Source organism: Mucilaginibacter pocheonensis, from assembly GCF_031456535.1.
Taxonomy (GTDB): domain Bacteria; phylum Bacteroidota; class Bacteroidia; order Sphingobacteriales; family Sphingobacteriaceae; genus Mucilaginibacter; species Mucilaginibacter pocheonensis.
Genome location: NZ_JAVDUU010000001.1, coordinates 568,919 through 581,946, shown reverse-complemented (window position 1 = coordinate 581,946; position 13,028 = coordinate 568,919). Strand labels below are relative to the sequence as shown.

Below are 13,028 nucleotides of genomic sequence, written 5' to 3'. Positions count from 1 at the left end.
CATATAAAAATTTCAGACGTGAGATTTTCATATAATGAATAACCTCTGATTTTGTTTCTCATATCTCAAATCTAATATCTCACATCTAATGTTTCATATCTGCTTCCGTGTATTTACGCCATTTTTGCAGTACGCTTTCAAAATCATTGGGCAATGGGGATTCAAAGGCTATCTGCTTTTTTAATGTGGGATGCAAAAAGCCCAGCGTTTGCGCATGCAGCGCCTGGCGCGGCATCAGCTCAAAGCAATTTTCAACAAACTGTTTGTATTTATTAAACATAGTTCCCTTTAAAATTTTATCACCCCCGTAAGTAGCGTCACTAAACAGCGGATGCCCTATATGTTTCATGTGCGCCCTTATTTGGTGGGTACGGCCGGTTTCCAGCTGGCACTCTATAAGTGTAACATAGTTTAAACGTTCAAGCACCTTATAATGTGTTACAGACCATTTTCCTTTTTCAGGATCATCATATATTGACATCACCCTGCGGTCGTTCACACTGCGGCCAATATAGCCGGTAACAGTACCGTCCTGTTCCAGGTCGCCCCAAACCAGGGCAATGTATTTGCGGGTAATGATATGGTCAAAAAATTGCTTGGCAAGCCAGTTCATTGAGCGCTCGTTCTTACTGATCAGCAACAGGCCCGAGGTATCTTTGTCAATACGGTGTACCAATCCCGGCCTGCCATCATTACCGGGCAGCGTTGGCAATTGTTGAAAATGGTAAACCAACGCGTTAACCAGCGTACCGGTATAGTTATTATAACCTGGATGCACCACCATGCCCGCAACTTTATCAACCACCAGCACATCATCGTCCTCATAAACAATATTAATGGGGATATCTTCGGGGTAAACTTCGGTATCGCGGGGCGGGTGCGGCAGCACTACCGATATCACATCAAGCGGTTTTACCCTGTAGCTTGATTTAATGGGTTTATCGTTCACCAGCACGTTACCCAGTTCAATAGCATTCTGGATGCGGTTGCGCGAGGCATTCTCAACCCGGTGCATTAAAAATTTATCAATACGCAGCAGGGATTGCCCTTTGTCAACCACAACGCGTAAATGTTCAAATAAGTCCTGTTCTTCCTGCTCTATCAGCTCGGTATCGTCTGCCATTTGAGGGCAAAAGTAATCGTTTTTTGTGGTAGGTTAAGATAGTATCAGGATATTGTTATTAAGTGTCAGGTTTTTTAAATAGTTTGGCATTTGCAAAAGATGTGTTGATACTAATATCCCGATGCCTGACATTATATGATGAATATTGATCTTGAAATTTTTAGTCCGGTTCACCCCATCAGCAACCCTTTGTTTGATGAACACGATGTAAAAGTTTTCCTGAAGCGCGATGACCTGATCCATCCCATCATATCGGGCAATAAATGGCGCAAGTTAAAATATGTGCTTAAAACAGCGCAGGCACAGCGTAAAAATCACCTGGTGACCTTTGGCGGCGCCTACTCCAACCATTTGCTGGCCACTGCCGCCGCGGCCGCAAAATTCGGGTTTAAAGCTACGGGTATTGTACGAGGGGAAAACGTTGACAATAACACCTTGTTTTTGTGCAAACTGCATGGCATGGAGTTGTTATTTACCGACCGCGAAAGCTACCGCGATAAACATGCTTTGTTCAGTAAATATTTGGGTAATAATGAGCAGGCCTTTTTTATAGATGAAGGCGGCGCGTCTGCCGAAGGAGCCAGGGGTTGCAGCGAACTGGTTGATGAGCTTACAGAACCTTATGATCATATTTTTTGCGCCTGCGGAACCGGCACTACAGCCGCCGGTATCATTAACGGGCTAACTAAAAACCAGCTCAAAAGCAGGTTTAATGCCGTCCCGGTACTTAAAAATGGTGAATTTATGAGAGAGGAGATCAACCGTTTTTTGACTGTACCTAGTGACTATGACCTGCACACCGATTATCATTTTGGAGGCTATGGCAAGGCCGATGATGAACTAACAGCATTTGTAAAGCAGTTTGTAGCCGCCACAGGTATATTAATTGAACCTGTTTACACCGGTAAAATGATGTATGCACTTTATGATCTTATCCGCCAGGAACACTTTAAGCGGGGCAGTCGTATTTTAGCTATCCACAGCGGCGGTATATGGGGTTTGCTGGGAATGAAGGACAGGTTTAAATTGGGCGGATAGAAGGCGTAAAACTTAGTTAAGGGTTATTATCAAAGGTACATGATCACTATATTTCATCCAGTAATCATAATCACCTACTTCAACTGACGTAAGCCTTTCCGCAATATCTGCCGACATAAAACAATAATCAAGATGATAAGGCTTGTCTTTATGCCGGTATAAATAAAAAGTAGAATGTTGTTCTTGTCCCTGCACCTGCTTGTAATGCAAATGATATGAACTATAAATTCCTTTTTCTTCCAAACGCTGCACTAAGCTGGAGTGGTTGCTTTTTCGGTGCTGCCTGTCCCAGATGGTATTACTGTTAAAGTCGCCAATCAATATGGTTTGCCTGCTTAGTATCAGGTCATCGTAGTGGTGAATTGCTTTCCAAACCTGCTCTACATATTGGCCGTCGGGGTCTGCCGGGTTGTTTGCCCATATCGCGAATAAATTAAAATCAAACAATCCGTTTGTTACATAAACAGGAATGATCATCCGCAGCTGCTGATTGTGATTGTCTAAAACCTTGAACCTGTAATCGCTGTATGAAAATATGGCAAGTCCTTTATGCTGATTGGTGCCAAACCATAGGATATCTGTTGGCGTTTGTGATTCGTGGCCAAAGTTTAGTCTATCCGGACATTCACATTCCGGCACAATTAAAATATCAGGCTTATACGCCAGGATAACACTGGCCTTTTTCCTAAAAGCCATATTGCAGTTCCAAGTGATTATCTTCATACCAAAGCCTTATTGCAATTAAACGCTTCAGGCTGCACCGTTCCAAAACAATTTGATAATAAACTTAGGAATTTTGCAGGAAACCAGTGCTGATTGCACCCAAACTATTTGTTGTAACGGGTTAAATATTTTACGACCATTTTTAAGTTTGGTACAAAAAGTAACTTTAAACAATTTAAAGTTACTTTTTTCACAATCGGTTCAAAAACCGCCTAAATTTTGTTTTTAAGGGGTTTTTAGTAGATTTGTATTAAACCAAATTTATATGTACAACCTACTTGTCTCTCCCGAAAATGTGCAGGCCTCCTTACAGAAGCATGTACTTGCCGATGGCTTTGATCTGACTTTTGATATGGAAAAAAGCAAGGGTGTTTATATTTACGATGCTAAATATAACCGGACGCTGCTTGATTTTTTTACTTGCTTTGCTTCGGTGCCGTTGGGTTACAATCACCCCAAAATGGTGAACGACGAAGAGTTTAAAAAAAACCTGATGCTGGCCGCGCTAACCAACCCGTCAAACTCAGACATATATACCACTCAGTATGCACAGTTTGTGGAAACCTTTGCGCGTGTAGGCATACCCGATTATTTGCCGCATGCTTTTTTTATAGCAGGTGGTTCACTGGCTATTGAAAATGCCCTCAAAGTAGCTATGGACTGGAAAGTGCAAAAAAACTTTGCCAAAGGCTATACCAAAGAAAAAGGGTTTAAAGTGCTGCATTTTGAGCACGCTTTTCATGGTCGCTCGGGTTATACTTTGAGCCTTACCAATACCCTCCCCAATAAAACAAAGTGGTTTGCCAAGTTTGATTGGCCACGCGTGTCCATACCTCAAATAAACTTTCCGTATAGCGACAGCAATCATGACGACCTTGTGAAACGCGAACAATTTTCTATTTCACAGATCAGGACCGCCTTTGCCGAAAACAAGGATGATATTTGCGCTATTATTATTGAACCCGTGCAATCTGAAGGCGGTGACAATCATGTACGTAAAGAGTTTTTGGAAAAACTGCGCGAACTTGCTGATGAATACGAGGCCATGCTGATTTATGATGAGGTGCAAACAGGCGTAGGCCTTACCGGTAAATTTTGGTGCCATGAACATTTTGGTGAAAAGGCCCGCCCGGATATTTTGGCCTTTGGTAAAAAAATGCAGGTATGCGGTATACTGGCCGGCAAACGGGTTGATGAAATTGAGGACAACGTTTTCCGGGTATCCTCACGCATTAACTCTACCTGGGGCGGCAGTTTGGTTGATATGGTGCGGTCATCAAAAATCATGGAAGTTATTGAAGAAGATAACCTGTGCGAAAACGCGGCGCAAATGGGTGAGTATTTGCAAAACCAGTTAACCGAAATTGCAAAAAGAACAGCTATAATTAGTAACATACGCGGCAAAGGCCTACTTACCGCTTTTGACTTTCCCGATAAAAACAGGCGCGACGCATTTATTAAACAAGGCCTTGAACATAATATTATGTTCCTAGGCTGCGGAGATAAAACCATACGTTTCAGGCCTGCGCTAATTATTGAAAAAGAGCACATTGACCACGGACTTGACGCTCTCGAAAAAATATCACACAGTTTATAATAACCTAATAATATCGTTTTTGTAATTTAGTTAGCCTCTCAAACACGTGATTTTAATATTTAATATGTCATTTGCACGGTTTAAAGAAAGAGAAAATGATACTTTCTGGGCGGTAGGAGGAGTAAAATATTAATATATACTATTTTTTAACCAAAATACGCTATATTTTTAATTATTATTCCAGTTAGATTTGTACTATCCCTACTAATATTAACCCAATCTTTTTTTTTCACAAAATGAGCAAGCACATAGAGAAATTAAAAAAACAACTTGTTGAAGTAGCTGAAGTTGTTAATTCGTTCCAATCAGAAGCCGTACAAGTGCGGATCATTGACCGGCTGTTGGAGGTAATGATAGAATCTGAGAAGGTGGACGCTGACGGCTCTGAGATTTTCAACAAAAAAGGGCGCAGGATGCGTGCAGATGACGATAGCTTTGCATCAACGGGGCGTAAAAAACCAGGCGCTACCAAAATTCTTAATCAGTTATTGGCAACTGATTTTTTTGACCAATCACGTTCAATATCGTCAATTGCTAACTATTGTAAAGAGCAGTTTGATTCAGATTTTAAGACTTCAGAACTTTCAGGCATATTGCTAAAACTTGCAAATGAAAACAAACTTAGAAGGGAACGAAGCAATGAAAACAACCGGTTTGAATACATAAAGGCCTAATATTAAACTACTCAATAAATATAAGCCGTGGTGTTATTATTACACCACGGCTTTATTTATTAATGGTTAATTAATATATTATTTTAAAGAAAATAAATTATCCACCCCTAAAATTTTTCTACTCGTAAAGCCCTCCGCATATTTCACTTGTATGCTTTTCCCAAACTCACTGGCACGGGCTGCTACTACATTTATAAACTCGGGCGATGAGATATAGGTTTGAGGTTCGCCTTTCCATTCCGGGTTATAAAACTGCGACCCAAAAGCATAAATACTTTCTATCTTTTTATCCCAGTAATCGGTAACGTCAACTAAAATATCCGGTTCAATATAATTGTCCTGTATAAAATGTAAAACGTGATTTGGGCGCCATGCTTCCTGCTGTACGCCGTTGTCCCAGGTTTCAATTTTTCGCAGGCCCGATAAAAACGCAGACGTTTCTACCAGTTCGTTTGCCCGCCCATGATCAGGGTGCCTGTCATGATAGGCATTGGTTAATATTATCTCGGGTTTATATTTGCGTATGGATGCTATCACCTTTAGCTGATACTCTTTGGTATTTTCAAAAAAACCATCAGGCAGGCCCAGGTTTTCCCGCACGGCAAGGCCCAGTATCTTTGCCGAAGCCGTAGCTTCCTGTTCACGTATCTCGGCAGTACCGCGCGTTCCCAGTTCGCCGCGGGTAAGGTCAACAAAACCTACCTTTTTGCCCATGGCAACGTGTTTTAAAATAGTGCCCGAACATCCAAGTTCGGCATCGTCAGGATGAACCGATAAAACTAATATATCTAATTTAAGCATAAATGTGCGTTGAATTAATGAGAGGGGGCAGCCAGTAACAGGCGCTCAATCTTTTTCCTGATCTTTGAAGATGTAGGTTTGGTAAATGGATAATAAAAGTCGGTTACATGACCGCTCCTGTCAACTAAAAACTTATGAAAGTTCCATCTGGGGACAGATTTTAGTGCGCCGTTTTCTTTTTTATTGGCAAAAAACTGATACAGCGGATGCGCGTACGGGCCGCGTACCCTTATCTTATCAAATACCGGGTAATTGGCGCCGGCGTTTTCACAAAAGGTGGCTATAGCTGCGCCTTCCAATGGTTCCTGACCGCCAAAATCATTTGAGGGAAAGGCCAGTATTTCAAAGTCCATGTCTTTAAAATGGTCTTTAAGAGTAGCTAACTCTTTAAGCTGTGGAGTAAACCCGCACTGGGAGGCGGTGTTAACTATCAAAAGCACTTTATCTTTATAGGCAGACAGGCTGATCTCTTCACCGTTTAATGTTTGAATATTAAACCTGTAAATACTGTTATCACTCATTACTAATTGCTGGTGGAATTATATCCGGCCTGCCGAAGGATGGCCTCGATATCTTTCTGCTCCTCAGGGTCGTAAGTTTCCTTTAGGTTATGGCCAAATATGCTGGCCACTGATTGAAACATGAATGCTTTAAAACCTCCTTTTAACTCCTTAACCATCGTATAACTGGTGGTTCCGGTTTCGCGGTTAATCAGTTTGATCAGTACCTCACCCTGACTAATTGTCAGATTTTTTATTTCCTTGTTAAACAATGTTTTTATTTCGGTTTCACAGGCTTTCACAAGTTCCTTCTGCTTGTGCTTATCGCCTGTAAGTGCCAGGTCACGCTGCAGCTGGCGGTAACGTTCCCCCGCAAAACGCGCGTACGGCAGTACTTTGAACACATTATACCTTAGCCTGAGGTAATTCATCCTGTCGGCCTCGCTGGCAAATATACGTGTATCAACAATTTTTACCTCCGGGGCAAGTATCCATGGCACCAATTCGCCGTCCAAATCGGTCATGCCCGTTCTGATGGTATCATTTTTGCCTAAATTTACTGGTGCAGGGGTATCTGTTTGGGCGCTTACCGTACCCATGATGCAACAAAACAACAACAGAAACCCAATAAATTTCATAATTTTACTTAAAACAAAATTAAAGCAATTTTTTGTGGTATTTTAATATAATCTGTAATAATAATTTATAATTACAAGTTTATAAATTAATACCGTCAATATCAACATATGAAAGAGTTAGTGATTGACCTGGAAGCTGAGAAGAATGAGATATTAAAAAGATATCGTGCCTTGCTGCGTGCCTGTAAATCAACCATGCAAAAGGGTGATAAGCGCATGATACGCAAGGCGTTTGATATGGCCCTTGAAAGCCATAAGGATATGCGCCGTAAAAGCGGCGAGCCCTATATATACCACCCTATTGCGGTTGCCCAGATAGCAGCCGAAGAGATAGGTTTGGGTACCACCTCCATAGTGTGTGCCCTGCTGCATGACGTGGTTGAAGATACCAACATGACGCTTGACGATATTGAGATGGAATTTGGCAAAAAGGTCGCCAAGATCATTGACGGTTTAACCAAAATATCGGGTGTATTTGATACCAACAGCTCATTGCAGGCCGAAAATTTCCGTAAAATGCTGCTCACCCTTGCCGATGATGTACGGGTGATACTCATTAAACTGGCCGACCGCCTGCATAATATGCGCACAATGGAGTTCATGCCGCGCGATAAGCAGCTTAAACTGTCGTCAGAAACGGTTTACCTTTATGCCCCGCTGGCACACCGGCTGGGTTTGTATACCATTAAATCTGAGCTGGAAGACCTTTCTATGAAATACATGGAACGGGAAACCTACCAGTTCATTAAAAACAAGCTGAACGAGAAAAAGGCCGAACGTGAAAAGTTTATCCGCGATTTTATTGAACCGATAAAAAAGGTATTGCTTGGCCAGGGCTTGGAGGCTGATATTTTTGGCCGGCCAAAATCCATCCACTCCATCTGGAACAAGATGAAGAAAAAATCGATTCCCTTTGAAGAGGTTTATGACCTTTTTGCCATCAGGGTGATTCTTGACAGCACGCCTGAAGCGGAAAAAGCCGATTGCTGGAAAGCCTACTCGATAGTTACCGACCTTTACCGGCCCAATCCCGACAGGCTTCGCGACTGGATATCATCGCCCAAAGCAAACGGGTATGAATCATTACATACTACCGTAATGGGCCCCCGCGGGCAATGGGTTGAGGTACAGATACGTACCAAACGCATGAACGAAATTGCCGAAAAAGGATTTGCCGCACATTGGAAATACAAAGAATCGACCACCGACAGCGGGCTTGACCAATGGGTGCAAAAGGTACGGGATATGCTCAAAAACCCTGACTCGAACGCGCTTGACTTTCTGGACGATTTTAAGATGAATCTTTTCAGCGATGAAATATTCATTTTCACCCCAAAAGGCGCCCTTATACAATTGCCTTTAAATGCTACCGCGCTCGATTTTGCCTTTGAGATACATACCGATGTGGGCGCCAGTTGTATTGGCGCCAAAGTAAATCATAAGCTGGTTCCCCTAAGCTATAAACTGCAAAACGGCGACCAGGTTGAGATCATTACCTCGGGTAAGCAAACACCTAAGGAAGATTGGCTTAACTTTGTGGTTACGGCCAAGGCCAAAGCCAAAATAAAATCGGCATTAAAAGAAGAAAAAAGAAAAGTTGCCGAGGATGGCAAGGAGATCCTGGAACGTAAATTAAAATCGCTCAAGATAACCTACAACTCTGAGAACATACATAAGCTGAGCTACTTTTTTAAACTGGGATCAACCCAGGACCTTTTTTACAACATTGCCAAAGGCATTATTGATATGAAGGACCTGAAAGATTACCAGGCCTCAGAAAAGGTAATTGAAAACAAACCGCAGGACAAAATAGAGCATGAACAGGTACAAAGCCTGTTGCGCAACATTAAAACCAAAGACAGCGATATGCTGCTGATTGGTGAGGACATGCAAAAAATTGACTATAAACTGGCCAATTGCTGTAACCCTATCCCCGGCGATGATGTGTTTGGTTTTGTTACCGTAAGCGATGGCATTAAAATTCACCGTACCAATTGCCCTAATGCTGCTAAGTTGATGGCCAATTATGGCTACCGTATTGTAAAAGCCCGGTGGACCAACCAGCAGGAGCTGGCATTTTTAACCGGCCTGCGTATTACCGGCATTGATGATGTAGGCCTTATTAATAAGCTTACTACCGTAATATCACAGGATTTTAAGGTTAATATACGGTCAATTACGGTTGATAGCGACAACGGTATTTTTGAAGGCTCGTTAATGGTGTATGTTAACGATACGGAGCACCTGGAAAATCTGATCAAAAACCTGAAGCTGGTAAAAGGCATCACCGCGGTTAACCGTTTTGATTCGGTAATTGAAAAGGCATCTTAATAAAACGACAAGACATAAGGGGCTGTTTAAAATCAATTTTTATAATATTTTATGCTCCTGATGAAAGCTGTGCACGCGTGTCATTGTGGGATACGTTCTTTTATTTTTAAACAGCCTTTAAGAGCCCGGAAACAAGACATCAATAATCAGCATAAAAACATTTTTTGGCTATTAACTCTTGTTTCTTGTCGCTCGTTTCTTGTTTATATTCATTACTTGTAAATAATTAATAACTTTGTTCCCTTAATAAACTATTATGCCTCAACAGGATACTATAGCGCTGGTAAAAAAAATTTTCGAGGCTTATCTTGAAAACAAGAACCTGCGCAAAACGCCCGAGCGTTTTGCCATACTCGAAGAGATTTACTCGCGTACTGATCACTTTGATGTGGAGTCATTATATATCCACATGAAAAACAAAAAATACCGTGTAAGCAGGGCCACGGTTTATAACACACTTGAACTTTTGGTATCATGCGATCTGGTGACCAAACACCAGTTTGGTAAAAATATGGCCCAGTTTGAAAAATCATACGGCTATAAACAACATGATCATATTATTTGCATTGACTGCGGAAAAGTAGTTGAGTTTTGCGACCCGCGCATACAGCAGATACAAAGCATGATGGGCGATATTTTAAAATTCGAGATCAAACACCACTCTTTAAACCTTTACGGCAACTGCGTAAAATTAAGAGAGGGTAATTGTGACAGAAAAATTTAACTTTGCCTCCCTTAATATTATACTCTGAATTTATATAAATGGCTGTTGACGTATTATTAGGCCTCCAATGGGGCGATGAAGGAAAAGGAAAAATTGTTGACGTGCTTAGCGCAGGCTATGACCTTATTGCACGTTTTCAGGGCGGCCCTAATGCAGGGCATACTTTAGAATTTGACGGTAAAAAATTCGTTTTAAATACAATTCCTTCAGGTATATTTTTTAACAATACCATGAACCTTATTGGTAATGGTGTAGTAATTGACCCAATTACCCTTAAAAAAGAATTGGATAAGTTAAAGGATGCAGGGCATGACCTTTTGGCTAAAAAGAATTTGCTGATAGCTAAAAAAGCGCACCTTATACTACCTACCCACCAATTGCTTGATGCCGCCAACGAGAAAAAAATGGGCGATAGCAAAATAGGATCGACCTTAAAAGGCATAGGGCCAACCTATATGGATAAAACCGGCAGGAACGGCCTTCGCATTGGTGATATTACGCTTCCCGATTTTAAGGAGCGTTACCAGAAACTGGTTGATAAGCATGTATCCATGCTACAGGCATTATATGGTGAAGTTGCCGATTTTTCTGAGCGTGAAACCGCGTTTTTTGAGGCGTTAGAAGTATTGCGCCAGTTTCCGCTTGTTGACTCTGAACATCTGGTTAATAATTACATTAAACAAGGCAAAAAGGTATTGGCCGAAGGTGCCCAGGGCGCCATGCTCGATATTGATTTCGGGTCATATCCTTTTGTTACCTCATCAAACACTACTGCTGCCGGTGCCTGCACTGGTTTGGGTATAGCCCCTCAGCAAATTGGCGATGTGATAGGTATTTTTAAGGCATACTGTACCCGTGTTGGTGGTGGCCCTTTCCCAACCGAACTGGAGGACGAAACAGGCGAGGAACTACGCCGTACAGGCCACGAGTTTGGCGCAACCACCGGAAGGCCGCGCCGCACCGGATGGATCGATCTGCCGGCTTTAAAATACGCTATAATGCTTAATGGCGTTACCCAACTGGTAATGACCAAGGCCGATGTACTAAGCGGCTTTGATAAAATATACGCCTGTACCCATTACAACTACTTAGGCGAAAAAATTGATTACATGCCTTATGACATTTGCTCGGTAAGCCCTGATCCAATTTTGAAAGAAATTGACGGCTGGAAAGAGGACCTGACCGGCATTACCGAACTCTCTCAGATCCCGGCTAAATTACAGTCGTACATAGATTATTTAGAGGCCGAGCTTGGTGTTCCTGTAAAGTACCTTTCGGTAGGGCCAGACAGGAAACAAACGCTGGTATTGCATTAATTTATTACCTGTGTCCGAAAGCAGGTTGCCTGTGAGGACACAGGCAACGGGTAAATAATTCATAACCCTGATGCTTGTGTCCTCACAAGCATCAATTTTCATGGGCAACCATAATATTATTAAAAAGGCCGCTTAATGCGGCCTTTTTACTTTAGTTGATTTATTTTTGCATAGTGATTATACCGGTTAATGATCTGCCCGTTTTTAAACAAAAAGCCCTGCAATGGGCCTCGTCATTTGATGCGGTTTGCTACCTTGATTCCAATAACTTTACCGACCAGTACGGCAAATTTGATACTTTAATAGCAATTGGAGTAGCGGATGAGGTAATTGCCTATGCAGGTGATGCCTTTGAGCAACTGGAGGCTTTTCGTGAGCGCAACCCTGGCTGGATAACTGGTTTTTTGGGTTATGACCTCAAAAATGAAACAGAGCAGCTTACATCTGCCAATCCGGATGGATTGTTATTTCCTGATCTGTATTTCTTTGCCCCACAGCACCTGATCATTATTACAGGGGACCAGGTGCAGGTTGTTTCGGACAATTCAAAACATGTTTTTGACCTGATTGATCAACAGCAATTAACTGCTGCCGGCCCATTACCTGCCATCGGTTTAAAGGCGCGTTTTAGCAGGCAGGAGTATATTAAAGCGGTACAGGGAATACAAGAGCATATTAACCGGGGCGATATATATGTAACCAACTTTTGCCAGGAGTTTTTTGCCGAAAATGCCCGGATCAATCCGCTGGCTATATTTACACAGCTTAACACAGTTTCGCCCAATCCATTCAGTACATTTTTTAAATGGAAGGACAATTATATACTGGGGGCATCTCCCGAACGCTTCCTGGCCAAACGGGGCAGTAAACTAATATCGCAACCCATAAAAGGCACGGCCAAAAGGGACGCCGACACGCAAACCGACGAACTGATAAAGCAGCAATTGCGCAACCACCCCAAGGAGCTGCAGGAAAACGTAATGATAGTTGACCTGGTACGCAATGACCTTACCCGCTCGGCCAAACAGGGTACTGTTGAAACCACGGAGCTTTTCGGCATCCATAGCTTTAAGTATGTTCACCAAATGATATCAACCGTGATATGCGAATTACAGGAAGGGTTATCTGCCATACAGGCCATCAAAAACACTTTTCCGATGGGAAGCATGACCGGAGCGCCAAAGATTAGCTCAATGATGCTGATGGAGCAGTACGAGCGCAGCAAACGTGGTGTTTACTCGGGCGCGATAGGCTATTTAAGCGAAGACAATGACTTTGATTTTAATGTAGTAATCCGTACCCTCCTATACAATTCAGACAGGCAATACCTGTCGTTCCATGCAGGCAGCGCTATTACCTATCATGCCGATGCCCAAAAAGAGTACGAAGAGTGCCTGCTTAAAGCGCAGGCTGTACTGGAGGTTTTAGGCGGGTTAAAATAAGCGGTATTTTTAATAAATTAATGGTGGTGACAGTATTTTGTCAGTAGGGATAAATATGTAAACTATTGATTATCAGCACAAAGTTAATGTTCACGAGCGTTCATGTGTGTTCATATGAACA

The 13,028-nt window shown here is 42.2% G+C and carries 12 protein-coding genes; 7 read left to right on the top strand and 5 right to left on the bottom strand.

The features are described from left to right. Window positions 1–85: 85 nt before the first annotated feature. Window positions 86–1,123: an RluA family pseudouridine synthase gene (locus tag J2W55_RS02495; RefSeq protein WP_310091561.1), complete on the bottom strand. Its 1,038-nt coding sequence runs from the start codon at window positions 1,121–1,123 to the stop codon at window positions 86–88. Between the two features lie 135 nt (window positions 1,124–1,258). Here J2W55_RS02495 and J2W55_RS02490 point away from each other — a divergent pair, with 135 nt between their 5' ends. Then, window positions 1,259–2,161 (top strand): 1-aminocyclopropane-1-carboxylate deaminase/D-cysteine desulfhydrase, encoded by a 903-nt coding sequence (locus tag J2W55_RS02490; RefSeq protein WP_310091560.1) that lies wholly within the window; start codon window positions 1,259–1,261, stop codon window positions 2,159–2,161. A gap of 12 nt (window positions 2,162–2,173) precedes the next feature. Here the strand turns inward: J2W55_RS02490 and J2W55_RS02485 are convergent, their stop codons facing one another. Then, the gene (locus J2W55_RS02485) at window positions 2,174–2,884 is read right to left on the bottom strand and encodes an endonuclease/exonuclease/phosphatase family protein (protein ID WP_310091557.1); all 711 of its coding nucleotides are present in this window, start codon (window positions 2,882–2,884) and stop codon (window positions 2,174–2,176) included. Between the two features lie 265 nt (window positions 2,885–3,149). On the opposite strand from J2W55_RS02485, the gene lat reads away from it, so the two are divergent. Together lat and J2W55_RS02475 are read left to right on the top strand one after the other, a co-directional pair. Next, window positions 3,150–4,481, top strand: coding sequence for an L-lysine 6-transaminase (lat, locus tag J2W55_RS02480; RefSeq protein ID WP_310091555.1), 1,332 nt, complete (start codon window positions 3,150–3,152; stop codon window positions 4,479–4,481). 236 nt (window positions 4,482–4,717) lie between these two features. Continuing rightward, window positions 4,718–5,155 (top strand): hypothetical protein, encoded by a 438-nt coding sequence (locus tag J2W55_RS02475; RefSeq protein WP_310091553.1) that lies wholly within the window; start codon window positions 4,718–4,720, stop codon window positions 5,153–5,155. A gap of 78 nt (window positions 5,156–5,233) precedes the next feature. Here the strand turns inward: J2W55_RS02475 and bshB1 are convergent, their stop codons facing one another. The 3 genes from bshB1 to J2W55_RS02460 are packed head-to-tail and all read right to left on the bottom strand — an operon-like array spanning window position 5,234 to window position 7,094. Continuing rightward, window positions 5,234–5,956, bottom strand: a complete 723-nt coding sequence (gene bshB1, locus J2W55_RS02470; protein WP_310091551.1) for a bacillithiol biosynthesis deacetylase BshB1 — start codon at window positions 5,954–5,956, stop codon at window positions 5,234–5,236. A 14-nt stretch (window positions 5,957–5,970) separates the two neighbouring features. Further along, window positions 5,971–6,477, bottom strand: coding sequence for a glutathione peroxidase (locus J2W55_RS02465; RefSeq protein ID WP_310091549.1), 507 nt, complete (start codon window positions 6,475–6,477; stop codon window positions 5,971–5,973). Between the two features lie 2 nt (window positions 6,478–6,479). After that, window positions 6,480–7,094, bottom strand: coding sequence for a DUF4294 domain-containing protein (locus tag J2W55_RS02460; protein ID WP_310091547.1), 615 nt, complete (start codon window positions 7,092–7,094; stop codon window positions 6,480–6,482). Between the two features lie 108 nt (window positions 7,095–7,202). Between J2W55_RS02460 and J2W55_RS02455 the strand changes: the two genes are divergently transcribed. The 4 genes from J2W55_RS02455 to J2W55_RS02440 all read left to right on the top strand — a co-directional run bounded on the left by J2W55_RS02455 (window position 7,203) and on the right by J2W55_RS02440 (window position 12,907). Continuing rightward, entirely contained in the window at window positions 7,203–9,425 is a 2,223-nt protein-coding gene (locus J2W55_RS02455; RefSeq protein ID WP_310091545.1) for a RelA/SpoT family protein, read from the top strand. A 256-nt stretch (window positions 9,426–9,681) separates the two neighbouring features. Next, window positions 9,682–10,149 carry a Fur family transcriptional regulator gene (locus J2W55_RS02450; protein WP_310091542.1) on the top strand — a complete coding sequence of 156 codons (468 nt, stop codon included), beginning with the start codon at window positions 9,682–9,684 and terminating at the stop codon, window positions 10,147–10,149. Window positions 10,150–10,187: 38 nt separating this feature from the next. Further along, window positions 10,188–11,465 carry an adenylosuccinate synthase gene (locus J2W55_RS02445; protein WP_310091540.1) on the top strand — a complete coding sequence of 426 codons (1,278 nt, stop codon included), beginning with the start codon at window positions 10,188–10,190 and terminating at the stop codon, window positions 11,463–11,465. A gap of 173 nt (window positions 11,466–11,638) precedes the next feature. Next, window positions 11,639–12,907, top strand: coding sequence for an anthranilate synthase component I family protein (locus tag J2W55_RS02440; protein ID WP_310091538.1), 1,269 nt, complete (start codon window positions 11,639–11,641; stop codon window positions 12,905–12,907). Window positions 12,908–13,028 lie beyond the last annotated feature (121 nt).